A 20,996-nucleotide genomic window follows, 5' to 3' on the forward strand; every position below is an offset into this window, starting at 1 on the left:
GAAAGGAAGATAAAGTATGTCCTACATGTCCGGAATGATGCTGGGATTGGCTTTCGGCAAGAAGGTCAGAAGCCTTTTGAAGGGCTGTCCTGCAAAGACTGAAGCGGCAGCATTTACACTGGCGCGTGCTATCCCGGGAAGACGCCGCTATTATGCAAAGCGGCTTATCGGGAATGAGGAGCTGGCAAAGCTTTTGGAGACTTCGCTTGTAAAGCTCGATTATGTTGATGAGGTTAAGGCAAGCCATATAACAGGAAGCCTTTTGATTGTATATCATGGTAATGAGTCGAAATTGGATGCAGTTGTATCGTATCTTGCGACACGTGTTTTTGGAATGTCTGCAAAGGAGCCGCAGATTGGTGCGGCCGACAACGCTCTCTCTCATGAGGGTTCAGCGGAAACGCTTGCTTCCTTCGGACAGAGTGTAAGGGGAACCTTTAACGCGTTCAACCGCCATATCAAAATGCTGACGGGAGGATGGTTTGATTTGCCGTCACTTCTCTCGCTGCTGTTTACTATAAGAGGTTTGCAGAAAATACTTGTTTTGAAGCAGCTCCCACCCGGACCACAGCTTATCTGGTGGGCATTCTCACTTCTGAGAGGATGGCGGATTGCATGAATTACCGTCTTGTGAGTGTTCCACTGGCATCAGAGCTTTCGCATGAGGCAAGGCTTCTCGCGGGAGCACGCCTGAGGGCTGCCAGAGGCGTTGTATCGGCAGCTGCGGACGGAAAAACACTCCGTGTATGGTACAGGGGCACGAGACTTTCTGACGCGGCTATGCGTCAGATTCAGCGCATCAGAGAAAAAACCGAGGAGCGCGTTTCTGAGCCCAAGATGGAGGATTACCGCAGAGATGCTCTGATTTCCCTGGGCGTTTTTGCTGCGATGAAGCTTTTGGAAAAAAATGCGCCCGGAGCTTATGTGGGACTTCGCTTTTTAAGAAGTATTCTCGTCCTCGGTATGGCGAGAGGATTGTTCAAGAGCGGATACGGCGGACTTATCAGAGACCGCCGTCCAAACGCTGATACACTGACCGCAACGGCTGTCGCGGCATCGGTGCTTTCGGGACGTCCTGAATCAAGTCTTTCCCTTCTTACACTGTCAAATGTCGCAGAGATGCTTACGAGCTATGCCGCAGAGCGTGCACGCCGTCAGATTTCGGGCCTTCTGAATCTCAATCAGCGCTTTGTGTGGCTGGTGGACGGCGGCGTAGAAAGAAAGGTTCCTGTGGAGTCACTGAAGGCAGGGGATATGATTGCCGCTCATGCAGGTGAGATGATATGTATTGACGGACGAGTATTGGAAGGCTCGGCTGCTGTCAACCAGTCTTCAATTACTGGCGAATCCAATCCTGCCATGAAGCAGGAAAAATCACGGGTATACGCAGGAAGCGTCGTGGAAGCGGGAGAGCTTACGATTCTTGTCGAAAAGGTCGGAAAGGATACGTCTCTTGCGCATATTGTTCACCTCGTAGAAGAAGCGCAGGCACAGCGCGCGCCTGTACAGAACTTTGCTGACCAGATGGCTAACCTTTTGGTGCCTGTATCTTTGCTGGGGGCTGTTGTTGTATACGGGGCAACCCGTGACTGGCAGCGTGTATTGAATCTTCTCTTTATTGATTTCTCCTGCGGCCTGAAGCTTTCTACGGCTACGGCGATTTCTGCCGCTATTGCAGCCGCAGCGAAAAAGGGAATCCTGGTAAAGGGCGGAAACTATATAGAGGCTTTGGCGGAGGCAGACACGCTTGTTCTTGATAAGACAGGCACTCTGACTGTTGGTGTACCGCAGATTTCCTTCATCAGAACTGTTGAAGGTGTAAGCGAAAAAGAAACTGTACTTCTTGCGGCATCTGCCGAGATGCATTCTGTACATCCGCTTGCGGTTGCAATTCAGAAATACGTCCGCGAAAAGGCGTGGGAGGTTCCTCAGCATAAAAGCTCCGAAACCATTGTCGCACGCGGCATGAAGGCCTCCGTTCCTGATTTTGACGGCTTCAAGGGTGGCTCTGTGCTTGTTGGCAGCCGGAAATTCATGGAGGAATCAAAGGTCAAAAAGCTTGATGACATAACGATAGAAGACAAATCACCGAATCGCATTTATGTGGCACGGGACAAAAAGCTTCTGGGTGTCATCGGAATAAATGACCCGATTCGTCCCAAGATGAAAAAGACGCTTAATCAGATGCGCCGTCACGGTATTGATGAAATCGTGATGCTCACAGGTGACTCCAAGGAGGTCGCCGCACAGGTAGCACAGGAGATGGACATAGACTCCTTCTATGCAGAGGTTCTTCCCGAGGATAAGGCAAACTACGTTCAGAAGCTGAAGGAACGCGGATGTATCATGATGGTCGGTGACGGCATAAATGACGCGCCTGCGCTTGCCTTTGCCAATGTCGGAGTGAGCCTTGGCGGACAGCAGACGGATATTGCGGCCGAGTCAGGCGCAGTAACAATCCGCTCCGAGGACCCGGAGGGCCTTATGACAGCCCTTTCCATCGGACGCCGCACCATGAGCCTGATTCGTCAGAACTTCACGGCGACAATCACGGTAAACTCTGCCGCGATGCTTTTGGGAGCTCTTGGAAAAATCAATCCGCTTTGGGCGGCGATTATTCATAACACGGCTACCCTGGCTGTTGTCCTGAACAGCGCGCGTATTTTAGGAAGCGGAAAAAAGAAATTACTTCCTCACATAGGATTGTTTTAAATGCTTTTATAAGCCCTCTGCCTGATTAGAGAAGCGGGGGCTTATTTTTATTGTCAAATATGATATTGACCATTTGACTTTTTTGCAAAGTGTAACTATAATAGATACATACCAACAGAGATGAGGCGCCGCGGGTGCCTCTTTCTTTGTGAATCGAAATTACTTTGAAAGGGAGCAAGAACCAAATGGCAAAGGAACAACACGAATTTCAGGCGGAGACGAAACAGCTGCTGGACCTTATGGTTCATTCCATTTATACGAATCATGAGATTTTCCTGCGCGAGCTCATTTCGAATGCTTCTGATGCAATCGACAAGGTGCATTTTGAAGCTCTGACGAACCGTGACCTTCTGGAGGGGGACGAGTCGTATGAAATTTTCCTCGTGCCTGATAAAGAAAGCCATACACTGACGATTTCCGATAACGGTATCGGAATGAATCTTGAAGAAGTTATTGAAAATATCGGTACGATTGCAAAGTCCGGTACTAAGGCATTTCTCGAGAAGCTGAAGGAAGCAAAGGAATCCGATGCATCCGTCAGCGACAAGGATATGATTGGTCAGTTCGGTGTAGGCTTCTATTCTGCATTCATGGTAGCTGACAGAGTAGTAATCACAACACGCAAGGCTGGAGAGAAGCAGGCTGTACGCTGGGAATCCGACGGCAGCGGTTCCTTCACGACAGAGGAATGTGAGAAGGAGAAGCGCGGTACGTCTATCACGCTCTTCCTCGGAAAGGATTTCTACGGCGACTCCACTGAGGAAAACTACGAAGACCAGTACACGCTTGAACGCCTTGTGAAGAAATATTCGGATTATGTACGCTACCCGATTAAGATGAACTGGGAGTCGGAGGAAATGCCGCGCGACAAGGACGGCAAAATCATTCCTGATTCCAAGCCTGAGAAAAAGGTTGAAATCCGTACCCTTAATTCAATGCAGCCGCTTTGGACAAAGGGCAAGAGTGACATCACACAGGACGAATACAACGAATTTTACAAGAATCAGTTCCATGACTGGGAGAATCCTATGGAGATTTTCCATGTGAATGCAGAGGGTGCTGTTGAGTTTACGGCGCTCATGTTCATTCCTGAGAATGCTCCGTTCAACCTTTATCATGCTGATTTTGAGCCGGGACTGCAGCTTTATTCCCGCCACGTATTTATCATGGATAAATGCAAGGACCTCCTGCCGGACTACCTGCGCTTTGTAAAAGGTCTTGTAGATTCTCCGGACCTTTCTCTTAATATCTCCCGTGAGCTTCTGCAGCAGAGCCGCGAACTCAAGGTCATCGGCAAAAATCTTGAGAAGACAATTCTCAAGACACTGGCAAAGCAGCTTGAGAAGGAACGCGAGAAATACGAGAAATTCTGGGCACAGTTCGGTAAATCCCTGAAGATTGGTGTCTATGGCAGCATTTACAGCGGCGGAGATACAAAGGATAAGCTGAAGGATCTCCTTCTTTTCGAGACATCAAAGGAAGGTAAGCTGACCTCTCTCAAAGAATACAAGGAGCGCATGCCTGAGAGCCAGAAAAAGATTTTCTACGCAACAGGCAAGGACAAGGCAATCATCGACGAGCTTCCGCAGATGGAGCTTTTGCGTGAAAAAGGTCTTGAGGTGCTGTATCTTACTGACCCTGTGGATGAGTTCTGCATTGAAGCGCTGCACGAGTATGATGGAAAAGAATTCCAGTCCATCAGCCGCGGTGAGCTTGACCTCGGTGATGCCGAGTCCGAGCAGGAGAAGAAGGAAACAGAGAACATTGCCAAGGAAAACGGCGACCTCATGAAGGATATAAAGGAAGCGCTCGGAGATAAGGTCGGTGAGGTAAAGGTTTCAAGCCGTCTGAAATCCAGTGCTGTCTGCCTCGTAGCATCAGCAGAAGGCCCGTCCCTTTCCATGGAGCAGACCTTCTCTGACATGGACAATCCTATGTTCAAGGCAAAACGTATTCTTGAAATCAATCCGAAGCATGACCTTTTCGGACGTCTGCAGCAGCTTCATGACGCAGGAAAGGACAGTCAGGAATTCAAGGATTACTGCGATATGCTTTATACGCAGGCACTTCTTATCGAAGGCATTATGCCTGATGACCCTGTTGCCTTTGCAAATAAGGTTGCAAAGCTCATGGCCAAGTAAATACCATACGTTGAAGAAAACTCTGCTCAGGTGGCAGAGTTTTCTTGCAATTATAAAGGATTTATGCTATTCTAAGCCACGGGTATTGATAACATCCGTTGACGGAGTTATACAAAAACGCCTGCTCACAATAAAACGACTGCTTGGATCATGTGACCGAGACAGGGTATAGTATTAAGCATATTACTGCGCCTTTCGGTCCGATACGGGAGGCGCTTTTCTTGTGGGAAAAATCTGGAGGGATTCCTGTGAAAAAATTTTGCAAGCTCATGGTAGACAACATGGCGGTTCTGGTGCTTTTGATTGCTGTTCTTGCTATCGCTTATCCGCCTTCACTTACGTGGGTAGGACCGTGGGTATCAATCATGCTGGGCATTGTTATGTTCGGCATGGGTATGACGCTTAAATTTGATGATTTCCGTATGCTGGCAAAGCGGCCGTGGGAGATATTTCTTGGCGCGCTGGCGCAGTTTACGATTATGCCGGCAGCAGCATACCTGCTGGTCAAGGTGTTTAATCTTCCGCCTGAGCTCGCTATCGGAGTTGTTCTGGTCGGAACATGTCCCGGCGGTACGGCATCGAACGTTATTGCTTACCTCGCAAAGGGTGACGTTGCTCTTTCAGTCGCTATGACGATGACGACTACATTGCTGGCGCCTATTGTCACACCGACGATTACATGGCTTTTGGCCGGAGCGTGGGTAGACATTTCCCTTACTAAAATGATGATTTCCATCGCGCAGATGGTTTTGGCTCCGGTTATTCTCGGACTTTTGATGAATGAATTCTGCGGCGGCTTCGTAAAGAAGGTCACGCCTGTACTTCCTCTTGTTTCAGTTGTAACTATCGTGCTTCTCGTCGGAGGCGTTGTTGCTCTTTCAGCCTCCAAGCTTTTGACACATGGGCTCCTCATTGCAGGCGTTGTTGTGTGCCATAATGCTCTCGGACTTATATGCGGATACGCATTCGGAAAGCTGTTCCGCCTCACAGAGCCTAAGGTGCGCTCCCTTTCCATTGAGGTAGGCATGCAGAACTCAGGCCTTGCGGCATCTCTTGCGCTGATGTATTTCAGTCCTGCAGCAGCTATACCGGGAGCGATTTTCAGTGTATGGCATAATATATCGGGTTCCATAGTGGCAAATTATTATAACCGCAAGGATGCAGCCAACGAAGAGGTTGTGCCGGCCAAGACGGTATGATTGAAAAATACAGGTAAAAATACAAAAGGAGTCATTTCAATGAAGGTATTGCGTACAGTCAAAGAAATTCAGGAATATACGAAGGAAGTTAAGGCACAGGGAAAGACAATCGGTCTTGTTCCGACAATGGGATGCCTGCATGAAGGACATCTTACACTCATGCGTGCGGCGAGAGAGGCATGTGATATTGTTATTGCTTCGGTATTTGTAAATCCGACGCAGTTCGGACCGAACGAGGATTTTGATGCGTATCCGCGCCAGTTCGATGAGGACTGCAAAAAGCTCGAGACAGTTCCTGTCGATGCAGTATTTCATCCTGAGCCTGAGGAAATGTATCCTGAGGGCTTCTGCACCTACGTCAATGTTGAGGGTGAATTCACGCACAGACTCTGTGGCGCGCAGCGTCCGATTCATTTCCGCGGCGTAGCTACTGTTGTAACAAAGCTCATGAATCTCGCCCGTGCTGACAAGGCATTCTTCGGTCAGAAGGACGCGCAGCAGGTAGTGGTTGTCAAACGCTTTGTTGAAGACCTCAATATACCTGTTGAAATCACGATGGTTCCGATTGTTCGCGAACCCAGTGGTCTTGCAAGAAGCTCAAGAAACCGTTACCTCTCGGATAAAGAAAAGGAAGCAGCTCTTATATTGAGCAAGAGCCTCAAGGAAGGGCAGAAGGCCTTTGAGAGCGGAGAGAAGAACGCAAGAAAGATTGAAGAAATCGTCACAGCTAAGATTAAGACAGAGCCGATGGCATCCATTGACTATGTGAAGGTTTATTCCTTCCCTGCACTTGAGCCTATTGATACAGTGGATGACGAAGCACTGCTTGCTATTGCGGTCCGCATCGGAAAAACCCGCCTCATTGATAACGTCATTCTTAAATAATTTTTATTCTATACAGTTTGGAGGAACCAACGGATGTTTTTGAATCTGTTCAAATCGAAAATTCACCGCGCAACAGTCACGGAAGCAAATCTTGAGTACATGGGAAGCATCACGATTGATGAGGCACTCATGGAAAAGGCACATATCCTGCCGAATGAGCGCGTGCAGGTAGTGGACAACAACAACGGTTCACGCCTTGAGACTTATGTTATCCCGGGACCGAAGGATTCCGGTGTTATCTGCCTGAACGGTGCTGCAGCCCGTCTTGTGCAGCCGGGAGATACCGTCATCATCATGGCATACGCATGGATGGATGAAAAGGAAGCCGAGAGCTACAAACCGACGGTCGTTATGGTTGACAGCAAAAACAAGGCTGTCGAGGTACGCCGTGTTGAGCATGCGGGCGAAGTCGGCTGAGTAAGGCCTTATGAAAATTTTAAGCGGTACGCAGAAAAATGCGCGCCGCTTTTTTTATTACAGTAGATAAAAACTTGTCTAAAAATTATTCGTGGCTATACTCTTTCAACTATAAAAAGAGTATCATATATATGTATTGAAAATTTGTACAGCAGAGGCGCTGTACATTTTTGGGGGAATGCTTAGTGCAAAAACTGCGGATACTTTTCGCTGCGGCATGCTTTATGTTCATTGCGGCAACCGCATCGGCTGCAATGGTTACGACAACAGGGCAGGGCGGCTCGGAGCGTGACGCGCTGCATGATGCCATGCGAAACGCGATAGAGCAGCAGGTAGGCGTGCTTGTTGACAGTAAAACCTACGTGCAGAATTATAAGGTCATACACGATCAGATTTTTACCCACTCTGAGGGTTACATAAAAAGCTACAGCATTGTAAACAAGCAGTATGTAAACGCAATATATTCGGTCACGATACAGGCGGATGTAGCAAGCGACATACTGAATACGGACCTCATGAATAAGCTGCAGAAGCAGCAGGTGGTCAGGGCGAATATGCAGGACCCGCGTGTGGGTGTTATTGTCATGGAAAATGACGGTACGGAGAATTCAGCTCTTGAGAGCAAATTGATGAAAGGTCTTGCCAATAACGGATTTTCGCGGATAGTAGACATGCGGCAGATTGATGCCTCGGTCAAAAATCGTATATCCGATGCTGTATTCGAGGATGATATGGACCTTGCACAGATGCTGAAATCCCAGTTCAACGCGGATTATCTGGTGATGGGATATATAGACAAGACCTCTGACGCGGTCTCTGTTCCAGGGGATATTCCCTTTGTGAATTCACTTCAAAATGTCGTTGTAACGATTTCAATTCGTATGCTGAACACGAATACTGGAGAAGTTGTTTATGCCGATTCCTTTGAAGGACAGGCCTTTGATTTCGGAGCGAAGGCAGAACAGGAGGCCATGAAGAAGGCTTCGAAAAATATCGTCAAGGAGCTCTCACGCTCCGCGCTTAAAAAAGCGGCAAATCCTGAGCAGCATATTACTTTGATTGTTACAAACGGAGCTCTTGGAACGATGTCTGAGGCATATAACCGAATAAGCAGCATTTCAGGAGTGAATGGAGTATACGTCAGAAGCACGCAGTCCGGAAATATACAGATGGACGTGGATTATTACGGGACGGCCTATGATTTGGCGCAGGCTCTTGAAAGAAGCGGAATAGGAATAAGCGAAATGAATTCGGAGTACATCCGGATTTGAGTCCAAATAAGGGAGGAATATTTCATGAAAAAAATAGCGGCATTACTCATTATGTGCTGTATGCTGGTGTTCGGCAGTGTGGCGTCTGCGGCATCGGGAGCGAATTTTGATGCGAACCGTGTAGAGGCCGACGGCTACGGTGTAGAACCTGATAATGCAGGAAGCGCGGTGCAGGCACGGCTTATGGCCCGCAGAGCGGCAATCGCGGATGCCCAGAGAAATCTCGCGGAGCAGATTGCGGGGGTGCAGGTAAATGCGGAGACAACAGTCCGTGACATGCAGCTGGCAAGCGATGTAGTGACAACCAGAGTCTCGGCAGTTTTGAAGGGAGCTAAGGTTATCGAGGAATCCTACGAGGACGGTGCCTATCATGTTGTACTGGCACTGCCTGTATTTGGAGCAAGGAACTCCCTGGCCTCTGTAGTTCTTCCGTCGAACCCTGTAAAAACAGAATTTCCCAAGGCACTTACGCCTGAGCCTGAGGAGAATCCATACGCGCCCGAATATACACCGGAGACAACCATTGAGCCGACAACTCACCGCGTCAGCGGAACATATACAGGTATTATCGTCGACTGCACAGGGCTGGGGCTTCGCACCGCAATGTCTCCTGTAATAAAAACCACATCGGGGGAAGCAATCTACGGCTACAAAAATCTCGATTCGAAAAAGGTAATCAAAAACGGAATGGCAGGCTATGCGAAGAATATCAACGGAAATGTTTCCCGTGCAGGCTCAAATCCTCTGATTGTCCGTGCAGTAGGAGTTGACCGTTACTTCAACCCTGTTCTCTCCGTTGCCGATGCTAAGATGGTGCTTGAGGAGAATGAACTTACACACTTCCTTGACAACACGGCAGTCGTGTTTATTCACTAAAAGAAAACAAAAAATATACAAGATGTAGACGGTTTCATAGAAAAAAAGTTTGCTTTTTCAAAAGGTGCGTGCTACAATATTACGGTAACAAACTGGTTAGGCGACAGACGTCTGCCGGTTCGGACCGGCGGATTTGATTCGCTAGATTCGTGAGTAAATGTTAAGGGGGGTGAATTATTTGCCAAATATCAAAGCATCCATTCTGAGTGTTAAAACCGATGCGAAACGCCATGCGAAGAACGTCGCTGAGAAGACGCGCGTAAAGAAGGCTTCCCGTCAGGTGGTTGACGCAGTCGCTGCTGGTAATGCGGACGAGGCGAAATCCCTCCTTCAGACGGCTTGCAAGACAATCGACCAGGCAGCTGCTAACCATGTATTCCATAAGAATACTGCAGCCCGCAAGAAGTCGGCGCTTGCTCAGAAAGTCAACGCTATTGCGAAGTAATCGCATAGGACGAGATATCAGGTCCGTACAGAAATGTACGGACTTTTTTCTTTGTGTACTGCGTTGACAATGAAGAAGCAATTTGCTAGACTAGGAAAAGCGATGAAAAAGAGGAGTACGCGCACCTTAGCGAGACTGTGGCGGTGAAAGTCAGTCAAAAGCGCGGAAAGGCACTTTGGAGCTTAGGTTTATAAAGATGAAGGCGGGCCTTTTGGCCAAGCAGGGTGGAACCGCGAGATTATATCCCGTCCCTGTAACAATTTTTGTTACAGGGACGGGATTTTTGTTATCCTGTGCCTGTACTGTGAGGAGGAAATATTTCATGAAATTTCAGGAGATTATCCTGACCCTGCAGCAGTTCTGGTCAGAACAGGGCTGTATTCTGGGTGAGCCCTACGACGTCGAAAAGGGCGCCGGCACAATGAATCCGATGACTTTCCTGCGCGTTCTCGGTCCTGAGCCGTGGCACATCGCGTATGTTGAGCCGAGCCGCCGTCCGGCAGACGGACGCTACGGTGAGAATCCGAACCGTCTGTATCAGCATCATCAGTTCCAGGTCATTATGAAGCCGTCCCCGGACAATATTCAGGAGCTTTACCTTGCAAGCCTTGAACGCCTCGGTATTGATCCGAAAAAGCATGACATCCGTTTCGTTGAGGATAACTGGGAGTCACCGACACTTGGCGCATGGGGCCTTGGCTGGGAGGTCTGGCTCGATGGTATGGAAATCACGCAGTTCACGTATTTCCAGCAGGTAGGAAGTCAGGATGTAAAGCCGGTTGCTTCGGAGATTACGTACGGTCTTGAGCGTCTTGCCATGTATATTCAGGGCGTAGAGAATGTTTATGATATTCAGTGGACCGACGACTACACCTACGGTGATGTTTTCCACCAGAATGAATACGAGCAGTCCAGCTATTCCTTTGATCTCTCCGATGAGGCACTTCTTTTTGACCTCTTTGAGAAATATGAGAAAGAAGCGGTTCGTGTAATTGAGCTTGGCTATGTTCATCCGGCATACGATTATGTACTGAAATGCTCCCATACATTCAATCTTTTGGATGCACGCGGCGCAATCAGTGTTTCGGAGCGTACGGCATTCATCGGACGCGTCCGCCGTCTTGCCCGTCTTTGCGCTCAGTGCTACTTAAAGCAGCGTGAGGACCTCGGATATCCAATGCTTAATAAAGGAGGCCGTAAGAATGCCTAAGGATTTATTGCTCGAAATCGGAACGGAAGAAGTCCCGGCACATGCTATGCCAGGCATTCTTCAGGAAATTAAAGTTAATACAGAAAAGGCGCTGAAGGAGCTCCGCCTTGAATATAAGGAAATACGCACACTTGGTACACCGCGCCGTATGACTCTCTATGTCGAAGGACTTTCCGAGCGTCAGCCGGACATTTCCAGTGAGCGCCGCGGTCCGTCTGTTCAGGTCGCTTTTGATGCGGACGGCAACCCGACGAAGGCATGTGAGGGTTTTGCACGCGGACAGAAGCTTGAAGCGAAGGACCTTGTTACAAAGGACGGCTATGTTTACGCAATGGTTCATGAGAAGGGACAGGAAACAGCAAAGCTTATGGAGAAAATGCTTCCTGAGCTTATCTGCGGACTTGGCTTCCCAAACAACATGCGCTGGCGTGACCTCGAATTCAAATTCATCCGTCCGCTCCGCTGGATTGTTGCTCTTTATGATGACGCAGTGATTTCTTTTGAGGTTGCTGAGGTAAAGTCAGGAAGAAGCTCCCGCGGCCATCGTTTCCTCGGAGACGAAAGCTTCGAGATTGCGCGTGCTTCCGAATATGAGGCAGCCTGCGAGAAGCAGTTTATTATCGTAGACCCGGAGCGCCGTCAGGCAATGATAAAGGAACAGATTGAAAAGGTTGCGATAGAGAACGGCGGTAAGGTTGAGATTTCCGCTGACCTTCTCGAAGAGGTCAACTATCTTGTAGAATATCCGACAGCTCTCTGCGGCCATTTCGAAGAAAAATATCTTGAGCTTCCGCCGGAGGCAGTTATTACACCGATGCGTGACCATCAGCGCTATTTCCCTGTCAAGGACAAGGATGGGAAGCTCATGCCGCTCTTTATCACAGTCCGCAACGGTGGCAGCGAGTATCTGGAAATCGTGCAGCACGGAAATGAGCGAGTTCTTCGCGCGCGTCTTGCTGATGCACAGTTCTTCTTTGATGAAGACCGCAAGAAATCTCTGGAGCAGCACCTCGAGAAAACAAAGACGGTTGTGTTCCAGGAAGGTCTTGGAACAATTTTTGATAAATCAGGCCGCCTTGTTGAGCTTGCTGAGCTTATCTCTGATAAGATTGGTGCTTCCGCAGATGACAAGAAAAAAGCTATGCGTGCAGCAAAGCTCGCAAAGGCAGACCTTGTCACAGGTATGGTTACCGAGTTCACGGAGCTTCAGGGTACGATGGGACGTTCCTATGCGCTTCTCGACGGAGAGGACGAAGAGGTCGCACAGGCAATCGACGAGCACTATATGCCGCGCTTTGCAGGTGACGCGGAGCCGAAGACAGTCGCAGGCCGTATTGTAAGCCTTGCAGATAAGATTGATAATATTGTCGCCACCTTCAGCCGCGGACTGATTCCGACAGGTTCACAGGATCCGTTTGCGCTCCGCCGTCAGGCTCTCGGACTTGTCCGCATGCTGATTGATGAGAAAATCAGCGTCAAGCTTTCTGACATAGTTGAGAAATCAATGGATCAGTTCAAGCTTGAGGGTGACGCACGTCAGAAAATGCAGCAGGATGTTGCGGATTTCATTCGCCTCCGTCTTAAAAATGTGTTTGAAGAAGAAAATATTCCTTATGATGTTGCCGATGCGGTTCTTTCGGATACAGATGATGTATATGCTGTATTCTGCCGTGCGCAGGCCGTATCAAAGGAGCTTTCGTCGCAGGATCTCACAACAGTTATTCAGGCATTTGTTCGCGCCGGGAACATTGCGAAAAAGGCTGACAGCACAAAGATTGATGAAGCATTCTTTGAAAATGATGCTGAGACGGCACTTTATCAGGCGTTTACCTCTGCTGAGGGTTCCGTCGAGAGTCTTATCGAAGGACAGGATTATGTCGGAGCAATTGATGCCCTTAAGGATCTGGCTCAGCCCATTGACAGCTTCTTTGATGCTGTAATGGTCATGGCGGAGGATGAAAAGGTCCGGAACAACCGTCTCGGACTTTTGAAATCAATCAATGACCTTATCTGTAAGGTTGCAGATTTCAGTAAGATTGTTTTGAAGAAGTAAAAATCTTTAAGCATGAAGAAAGGCGGCGCCCACAGGCACCGCCTTTTGTATGTTTTGGTTTATTCTTCAACCGTAAATTCTCCGGTCATTACATTATATGTAAGGTGATTGAATTTTTCTGTTTCACCGTCCATTGTCCGCTTTACATTTCCGCTGAAATCCGCAAGCTTTGTATCCCAGTTGAAGGAAGCATTGTCGGATTTTATGACGAGGTTCGAACGCTCGTAGGTCGTGCCGCCGGTGATATCGGCGTTATGCGCGTTGCCGTTGACGTAGAGCTTCTCGCCCTTGAATACTATGTCGTCCTGCATCAGGGTTATCCGTCCGTCGGCCCATACCTCCATAGTGGTCATCGTACCCTTTGCGTGGTCTGCGGTTATGACGCGGTCGCTGGTTGCAACGCGGACGTTACCGGTAAGCTCGTAAGTCATTGTGAGGGGATCGAACTTTGTCTTGTCTGCGGATATATCCGGCATAGCTGCACTGGCTGCAGCTGTCAGCGAAAAGAGCATGCAGGCAAGCAGCAAAAAAATACGAATGGGTTTCATGAAATTTCCTTCTTTCAAATGTATTATGTTTTTTGTATTCTTTCCACCCGTAAGGGAAGGAAATTGTTTGTAAATGTAGAATACTAATCAAATAGGAAAATAAGCTGAAAACGGAAGGAGCGGTTTTGATGAGCGGCATAAGGGAACGTACAGAAGAACTGGAATATGAAATCCTTGCGCCTGAGGCGGCGAAAAGCCGTGAGGCTGAAAGAAAAAGGCCTGATGACCTTTGCCCGTTCAGGACGTCGTATCAAAGAGACCGTGACCGTATTCTGCATTCGAAATCCTTCAGACGCCTCAAGCATAAGACACAGGTCTACATAATGTCGGGCGACCATTATCGGACACGCATGACTCACAGTCTTGAGGTAGCTCAGATTTCGCGGACGATTGCAAGGGGACTTCGTTTGAACGAAGACCTTGTTGAAGCAATAGGTCTTGGTCATGATGTGGGGCACACTCCCTTCGGCCATTCAGGTGAAGCTGTTATGGATGAGCTTACGGGGCATTTCGCTCATAACGAGCAGAGCCTTCGTGTTGTGGAATATCTGGAACGCGGCGGTGAGGGATTGAATCTTACCTTCGCCGTTAAGGACGGTATTGTCAATCATACAGGAAAAACACGGCCCAGCACACTTGAAGGACGCATCGTTCATATAGCAGACCGTATCGCATATCTGTGCCACGATTACGACGACAGTCTGCGGGCAGGGCTGCTGCATCCCGGTGATTTGCCCCAAAAGGTTACAGATGTGCTTGGAGAATCACATTCAAGGATGATTACAGGCTTCGTTTCGGATCTCATCATCAACTCGGCTGATTTGAAAGATATTGCCCTTTCAGATAAGATGCAGGATGTAATGACAACCTTCCGGCAGTTTATGTTTGAGAATATATACCATTCAGAGGCGTTGAAGAATGAGCGTGAGCAGGCAGGCTTCGTGCTGTGTCAGCTTTATAAGTATTTTTTTGAGCATTTTGAAAAGCTTCCCAAGGAATTTGTAGAGCGCGAGGAGCGCTGGGGAAAGACGCAGGTAGTTGTTGACTACGTAGCAGGCTTGACGGACAGCTACGCGGTACAGCTTTTCCAGGAAATTTTTGTTCCGCCTGTTGGATTTGTATCAAGATGAAACGCTGAAAACGAATTTTTTTCAAAAAATCTTTCGAACAAAAGAGGAATTTTCAATTTTATCTTGAATATATGATAAAGTGAACCGCTGAAAAGAATTAAAAATTTTTAAGCGTTCATCTTATTGAAGAAGTTCTTTTTGGGGAGTCCAGGGGTGAATCGACGATAATGAAAAATGCAGCGATGGATGAGTTTGTGGAACGGGTAAGAGCCGAGTCCGACATCCTAAGCGTAGTGGCGTCCTATGTACCTCTGAAGCGTAAAGGAAATCGATATTGGGGATGCTGTCCTTTCCATCAGGAAAAGACCCCGTCATTTTCGGTTGTTCCGAGCGAAGGATTCTTTTATTGCTTTGGCTGTCATGCAGGAGGGAACGTCTTCAAATTTATTTCGCTCATAGAGAATGTGAGCTATTTTGACGCCATAAAAATGCAGGCGGAGAAATTGAATATCCCGCTTCCACAGCGGGAGCGTTCTGAGAAAGAAGAGGCCCGCGACCGTAAGATTGCAGATTTGCATAAAGTGCTGACGATGGCCCGTGATTTTTTTCACAGCTGTCTGACACGTACTCCGTACGGAGAACCGGGAATGTCTTATTTTGCAGGGCGCGGCATTGGTCAGGAGACTATCGAAGCATTTCAGCTTGGCTTTGCGCCGAATTCCTACGAAAAGCTTCGGGATGCTTTTATGAAGCGCGGAGTCAGCGAGGAGCTCTTGAAGGAAAGCGGACTCGTAACGGCGCGGCAGGAAGGAACAGGTGTCTACGACAGATTCCGTAACCGCGTGATGATTCCGATTGCTGACGAGCGCGGCCGTGTAGTGGGCTTCGGCGGTCGTGTGATGGATGATTCCACCCCCAAATATCTTAATTCTCCTGAAACAATGATTTTTAACAAACGCAGGCTTTTGTTTGGTCTTGACCGTGCAAAGCAGGAGATTCGCCGTATGAAATACGCGATTCTCGTTGAAGGCTATATGGATGCCATATCTCTTTACAACGCAGGGATTCAGAATGTTGCTGCATCCCTTGGCACGGCGTTTACCATAGAGCAGTGCAGATTGCTTCTGCGCTTTGCACCAGAGATTTATTTCTGTTACGACAGTGATGAGGCCGGACAAAAGGCAACGATGCGTGCCCTTGGCATTGTGCGTGAAACAGGGGCTCATGTTAAGGTACTCGTTGTACCGGATGGCAAGGATCCGGATGAATTTGTACGAAAACACGGAAAGGATGCGTTTCTGAAGCTTACTGAGACGGCACTGCCGCTCACTGAGTATCAGACGAGGTACATTCTTTCCCATCATGATGTTCGTACGATGGACGGAAAAGCGGCTGCGCTGCAGGCGATGCTGCCGGTGCTTTATGAAGCGGCGAATGTCGTGGAGCAGAACGAGTATATTGGAAGACTGACGAGAACTCTCGGCATTGACGAGGGGATTATACGGCAGGAGCTTGCGAATTACCGCGGGCGCCCGGATGAGTCCCTGCAGCCGAGACGTGCACCGGTCAGACAGGCCGTGCGTCAGGTTGACAACGCAGTGCGGCGTGCAGGCCGCATAGTAATCCGGCAGATTTGGAATGACCCGGATTCTATTCTTTATCTTAAATCCGCTGTACCGCTGGAAAAAATTCCTTTCACTGTTCATGGGGAGATTCTTCGGTATTTCGACGATAAAATTACACGCGGGGAAGCGTTTTCGGATACGGCAGCAATGAGTGAGCTTTCCGGCGATGCAGCGGACGAACTTTCACGGGCACTCGTGGAAAATCTTGATGGGCAGGACCTCATGCAGTTGTTTGAGGACTGTGTCAGGGTATTGAGAAAAACAGTACTACAGCTGCGTTTTGAGGAGCTCCGTTTAAAGGCGGATGCCCTTGAGCGTGCGAATGATTCGTCATTTCTTGAAGTTCTTCGGGAAAGCGAGTCAATAAGAAAAGAAATGGATGGTTTGTGAATTGAGTAAGAAATCTGTAACTGATACTAATGAAGAGGGGGGGCGTGAGAGCGTGACGGCAAAGAAAGAAAAAGCTGCGGAAGCACCGGAAAAAGAGACTAAAGTAAAAAAGGCCACAAAAAAGACGACGGCAAAGAAAGCTCAGGCAGAACCGGAAGCAACAAAACCAGCGAAAGCGGATAATGAAATAAAGGCAGAAAAAACGGCTGCAAAGGCCGCAAAGACAGATAGTGCGGCAAAAACGAAAAAGACCGGGAAGGCTGCTGAGAAGAAAACAGCAAAAAAAGCTGCGGTAAAGAAAGATGATAAGCCGGAAATACAGGAAACGGCAGAAGATATAAAAGCAGAGCAGCCACCTCAGAAGAAAGCTGCCGGAAAGAAAAAAGCAGCGAAGAAGCCTGCCAAAGAGGAAGAAGCGGCAGCACCTTCTGTTGAAGATATCGTTAAGGAGCTCTGCGAGCTTGGAAAGAAAAACGGTAATATGCTCACCTATGGTGAGATTGCTGATGCATTCCAAAAGCAGAATTTTTCTGTTGATGATATTGAGGATTTGTATGAAACCTTCGGCAAGAACGGCATAGATGTCGTAGAGGAAACATCGGATTCCGATGATGATGATGATAAGTCTGAGGAAGAGATTGACCTCAGTATTCCCGAGGGTATCAGCATCGATGACCCGGTGCGCATGTACCTCAAGGAAATCGGCCGTGTTCCTCTTTTGACAGCTGATGAAGAGGTTGAGCTTGCAAAGCGTATGGAGGCCGGCGATGAAGAAGCCCAGAAGCGTCTTGCCGAAGCGAACCTGCGTCTTGTTGTAAGTATCGCCAAAAGATATGTCGGACGCGGAATGCTCTTCCTTGACCTGATTCAGGAGGGCAATCTCGGTCTTATAAAGGCTGTTGAAAAGTTCGATTATAATAAGGGCTATAAATTCAGTACCTATGCAACATGGTGGATTCGTCAGGCAATCACCCGTGCAATCGCGGATCAGGCCCGCACAATCCGTATCCCTGTGCATATGGTCGAGACAATCAACAAGCTGATTCGTATCTCCCGTCAGCTGCTGCAGCAGCTGGGACGCGATCCGTCTCCTGATGAAATCGCAAAGGAAATGGAAATCAGCGTTGACCGTGTACGCGAGATAATGAAAATTGCACAGGAGCCAGTTTCTCTCGAAACACCAATCGGTGAGGAGGAGGATTCGCACCTCGGCGACTTCATAGAAGACCAGGATGCGCCTGCGCCGGCTGATGCCGCGTCCTTCACGCTTTTGAAGGAACAGCTTGAGGATGTTCTTGACACACTGACGCCGCGTGAAGAGCGCGTGCTGCGTCTCAGGTTCGGTATTGATGACGGCCGCTCCCGTACGCTGGAAGAGGTTGGACAGAACTTTGGCGTTACGCGTGAGCGTATCCGTCAGATTGAGGCGAAGGCACTCAGAAAGCTTCGTCACCCGACCCGCAGTCACAAGCTGCGCGATTTCCTCGATTGATAATAAAATTGCCGCTATCCTTTTTGGGACAGCGGCTTTTTTGTTGTATACTAAATTTATTATCGTCTTATGTTCAGCCTGTATCATGAGCATCTATGTTTATCTTTTTATGGTGTACATTTCGTTGACTAAATCATAGGGAAACGGTATAATTATCCGTAATCTTTGCAAAAAAACTAAAGGTGTGTGAAACTCATGTCCATTGCAAAAGAAAATGAAATTCAGAATATCGTATCCGAAATTCTTGAGGATTACAAAAAGGACCGACCTATTGATAAGGCAGAGGCATCGACACAGCTGGATGAAAAGGCCATCGTAGATGTAATACAAAAGCTTCTTCGAATTTTATATCCAGGCTACTATCGACGTAAATCCTACAGTCCTCATGATGATTACCGCAATCTTTCGTATTTCATTGAGGTTATCGTGTTTAATCTCAGTCAGCAGGTGTCCAGTGTTCTTTCACGTATGCCTGAGTTTGCGGAAGTAGACGAGCCTGTTATACAGAGGGAAGCACAGAGGCTTGTATTTGAGTTCCTTCATCGTATTCCAAAGCTTCGCGATTATGTAAATTCAGACCTTGAGGCGGCATTTGACGGAGACCCGGCAGCAAAGAGCATGGAAGAAATCGTTCTGGCTTATCCGGGACTTCTTGCGATTACAATTTATCGGATAGCACATGAGCTGTATACACTCCGTATCCCACTGATTCCGCGCATGATGACTGAATACGCTCACAGCCGTACAGGAGTTGACATTCATCCCGGCGCGGACATTGGAAGATACTTCTTTATCGACCATGCGACGGGTGTTGTCGTTGGCGAGACTTCGGTTATCGGTGACCATGTGAAGCTCTATCAGGGTGTAACTATAGGCGCGCTTTCCACACGCGGAGGACAGAAGCTGAAGGGGAAGAAACGTCATCCGACCATTGAGGACAACGTAACAATCTATTCAGGAGCTTCAATTCTCGGAGGAGAGACCGTCATAGGGCATGACTCGGTAATCGGAGGCAACTCCTTTATTACTCAGTCCATTAAGCCGGGAACACGTGTAAGCGTAAAAAATCTCGAGCTGCAGCTGGATGAGAGCCTCCACGAGACCGTGCAGAGTAAAGACCTTTCACCGGAAGGCTGGATTTATACAATCTGATATGATACAAATGAAGTCTGCGGACGTGAGCCGCAGACTTTTTTCATGTTTTGAAATATGTTAAAATACATATTAAATCGTACGGATATCATCCGCAACAGGAAAGTACGAAGGGAGTATTATTATGAGTGAAGAAAACTGCAGCCATGACTGCTCAAGCTGCGGCGTAGAGTGCGGTTCACGCACGTCGCCGCAGAGTCTTTTGGTAAAGCCCAACGAACTGTCAAAGGTTAAGCATGTCGTTGCCGTAATGAGCGGCAAGGGCGGTGTCGGTAAATCCTCCGTTACATCGCTTGCGGCTTGCCTTATGAGCCGTGCAGGCTATCATGTGGGCATCCTTGATGCTGATGTAACGGGACCGTCTATACCTAAAATGTTCGGTGTAAAGGGCGAGCTGCGCGGAACGGAAAGCGGAGCATATCCCCTGCCGAGCGATGGAGGAATCGACCTTGTATCCATTAACCTTATGCTGCCAAACGAGGATGACCCCGTTGTATGGCGCGGACCTGTGATTTCAGGTGTTATCAAACAATTCTGGTCAGAGATTATCTGGCAGGACATTGACTATCTGTTTGTAGATATGCCGCCGGGAACAGGCGATGTTCCTTTGACAGTGTTTCAGTCGCTTCCTGTAGATGGAATCCTAGTCGTCACATCTCCGCAGGATCTCGTATCCATGATTGTGAAGAAGGCCGTCAATATGGCAGCCATGATGAATGTTCCTATCCTCGGACTCATTGAAAACATGTCCTTCTTCCGCTGCCCTGACTGCGGCAAGGAGCATCATCTTTTTGGAGAAAGTCATCTGCCGTCGATTGCAGCGCAGTATGACCTGCCTGTCATCGGACATGTGCCACTCGATCCAGTCCTTGCTGATGCCTGCGACCACGGAAAGATTGAGACATACGATGCTCACTATCTCGACAGCCTGCAGGAAATTCTCGAAAAGCTGCCGGAAAAGTAACTTAATATCAAAGCCCGCCTTATGGCGGGTTTTTCTATATAGAGGTGATTAAACGTGAAAATACTTGTGGATGCGGATGCGTGCCCTGTCGTTCGGCAGATAGAGGCAGTTGCCGAACGTCACAGTGTACCTGTGATTCTCCTTTGCGATACCAATCACATCATGACCTCGGATTACAGTGAGGTGCGTACGATTGAAGCAGGAGCGGATTCCGTGGATATTGCGTTGATAAATATTCTTGCCGCAGGGGATATTGTCGTAACTCAGGATTACGGTGTAGCAGCAATGGCACTTGGAAAGAAAGCCTATGCGGTGCACCAGAATGGGTGGGAATATACAGATGAAAATATCGACAGGCTTCTTATGGAGCGGCATATTGCGAAAAAAGCACGCAGGGCATCGAAAAAGAATCATCTAAGCGGCCCGAGGAAAAGAACTGGTGAGGACAATGAGAATTTTGTCACCCGCTTTGAAGCTTTGGTTTTAAGGCTGATTGGAAAAGATTGATTTTAAATTTTGTATTAAGAAACAACTATAAAATAAATT

Annotated in this window: 18 protein-coding genes; 17 read left to right on the forward strand and 1 reads right to left on the reverse strand. The window is 48.2% G+C overall.

Going from position 1 to position 20,996, the window contains the following annotated elements; genetic code table 11:
* Window positions 1–16: 16 nt before the first annotated feature.
* The 11 genes from BUA83_RS03430 (at window position 17) to glyS (ending at window position 13,209) form a co-directional block, all read left to right on the forward strand.
* On the forward strand, window positions 17–619 hold the full coding sequence (locus BUA83_RS03430; protein WP_072934804.1) for an HMA2 domain-containing protein: 603 nt from the start codon (window positions 17–19) through the stop codon (window positions 617–619).
* Complete coding sequence (locus BUA83_RS03435) at window positions 616–2,712, forward strand: heavy metal translocating P-type ATPase (protein WP_072934805.1); 2,097 nt, start codon at window positions 616–618, stop codon at window positions 2,710–2,712. Before BUA83_RS03430 ends, BUA83_RS03435 begins: the two co-directional genes overlap by 4 nt.
* Before the next feature lie 185 nt (window positions 2,713–2,897).
* Window positions 2,898–4,853: a molecular chaperone HtpG gene (gene htpG / locus BUA83_RS03440; RefSeq protein WP_072934806.1), complete on the forward strand. Its 1,956-nt coding sequence runs from the start codon at window positions 2,898–2,900 to the stop codon at window positions 4,851–4,853.
* 269 nt (window positions 4,854–5,122) lie between these two features.
* Complete coding sequence (locus tag BUA83_RS03445) at window positions 5,123–6,052, forward strand: bile acid:sodium symporter family protein (RefSeq protein WP_072935065.1); 930 nt, start codon at window positions 5,123–5,125, stop codon at window positions 6,050–6,052.
* A gap of 39 nt (window positions 6,053–6,091) precedes the next feature.
* Window positions 6,092–6,937, forward strand: coding sequence for a pantoate--beta-alanine ligase (gene panC, locus BUA83_RS03450; protein ID WP_072935066.1), 846 nt, complete (start codon window positions 6,092–6,094; stop codon window positions 6,935–6,937).
* 33 nt (window positions 6,938–6,970) lie between these two features.
* A complete protein-coding gene (gene panD, locus BUA83_RS03455; RefSeq protein ID WP_072934807.1) occupies window positions 6,971–7,354 on the forward strand; it encodes an aspartate 1-decarboxylase in 384 nt (127 codons plus the stop codon).
* A 185-nt stretch (window positions 7,355–7,539) separates the two neighbouring features.
* Window positions 7,540–8,625: a hypothetical protein gene (locus tag BUA83_RS03460; protein WP_072934808.1), complete on the forward strand. Its 1,086-nt coding sequence runs from the start codon at window positions 7,540–7,542 to the stop codon at window positions 8,623–8,625.
* 24 nt (window positions 8,626–8,649) lie between these two features.
* Complete coding sequence (locus BUA83_RS03465; RefSeq protein WP_072934809.1) at window positions 8,650–9,501, forward strand: LPP20 family lipoprotein; 852 nt, start codon at window positions 8,650–8,652, stop codon at window positions 9,499–9,501.
* A 178-nt stretch (window positions 9,502–9,679) separates the two neighbouring features.
* Window positions 9,680–9,946, forward strand: coding sequence for a 30S ribosomal protein S20 (rpsT, locus tag BUA83_RS03470; RefSeq protein ID WP_072934810.1), 267 nt, complete (start codon window positions 9,680–9,682; stop codon window positions 9,944–9,946).
* A gap of 322 nt (window positions 9,947–10,268) precedes the next feature.
* Window positions 10,269–11,156 (forward strand): glycine--tRNA ligase subunit alpha, encoded by an 888-nt coding sequence (glyQ, locus tag BUA83_RS03475; RefSeq protein ID WP_072934811.1) that lies wholly within the window; start codon window positions 10,269–10,271, stop codon window positions 11,154–11,156.
* A complete protein-coding gene (gene glyS / locus BUA83_RS03480) occupies window positions 11,149–13,209 on the forward strand; it encodes a glycine--tRNA ligase subunit beta (RefSeq protein WP_072934812.1) in 2,061 nt (686 codons plus the stop codon). Before glyQ ends, glyS begins: the two co-directional genes overlap by 8 nt.
* 59 nt (window positions 13,210–13,268) lie before the next feature.
* Here the strand turns inward: glyS and BUA83_RS03485 are convergent, their stop codons facing one another.
* The gene (locus BUA83_RS03485) at window positions 13,269–13,757 is read right to left on the reverse strand and encodes a hypothetical protein (protein ID WP_072934813.1); all 489 of its coding nucleotides are present in this window, start codon (window positions 13,755–13,757) and stop codon (window positions 13,269–13,271) included.
* Window positions 13,758–13,885: 128 nt separating this feature from the next.
* Here BUA83_RS03485 and BUA83_RS03490 point away from each other — a divergent pair, with 128 nt between their 5' ends.
* The 6 genes from BUA83_RS03490 to BUA83_RS03515 all read left to right on the forward strand — a co-directional run bounded on the left by BUA83_RS03490 (window position 13,886) and on the right by BUA83_RS03515 (window position 20,957).
* A complete protein-coding gene (locus BUA83_RS03490; protein WP_072934814.1) occupies window positions 13,886–14,887 on the forward strand; it encodes a deoxyguanosinetriphosphate triphosphohydrolase in 1,002 nt (333 codons plus the stop codon).
* 167 nt (window positions 14,888–15,054) lie between these two features.
* The gene (dnaG, locus tag BUA83_RS03495; RefSeq protein WP_072934815.1) at window positions 15,055–16,842 is read left to right on the forward strand and encodes a DNA primase; all 1,788 of its coding nucleotides are present in this window, start codon (window positions 15,055–15,057) and stop codon (window positions 16,840–16,842) included.
* A gap of 337 nt (window positions 16,843–17,179) precedes the next feature.
* On the forward strand, window positions 17,180–18,334 hold the full coding sequence (gene rpoD / locus BUA83_RS03500; RefSeq protein WP_072935067.1) for an RNA polymerase sigma factor RpoD: 1,155 nt from the start codon (window positions 17,180–17,182) through the stop codon (window positions 18,332–18,334).
* 195 nt (window positions 18,335–18,529) lie between these two features.
* Window positions 18,530–19,486 carry a serine O-acetyltransferase EpsC gene (epsC, locus tag BUA83_RS03505; RefSeq protein WP_072934816.1) on the forward strand — a complete coding sequence of 319 codons (957 nt, stop codon included), beginning with the start codon at window positions 18,530–18,532 and terminating at the stop codon, window positions 19,484–19,486.
* A gap of 124 nt (window positions 19,487–19,610) precedes the next feature.
* A complete protein-coding gene (locus tag BUA83_RS03510; protein WP_072934817.1) occupies window positions 19,611–20,450 on the forward strand; it encodes an Mrp/NBP35 family ATP-binding protein in 840 nt (279 codons plus the stop codon).
* 54 nt (window positions 20,451–20,504) lie between these two features.
* Complete coding sequence (locus BUA83_RS03515) at window positions 20,505–20,957, forward strand: YaiI/YqxD family protein (RefSeq protein ID WP_072934818.1); 453 nt, start codon at window positions 20,505–20,507, stop codon at window positions 20,955–20,957.
* Window positions 20,958–20,996: the final 39 nt, after the last annotated feature.

It is taken from the genome of Schwartzia succinivorans DSM 10502 (genome assembly GCF_900129225.1).
GTDB lineage: Bacteria > Bacillota > Negativicutes > Selenomonadales > Selenomonadaceae > Schwartzia > Schwartzia succinivorans.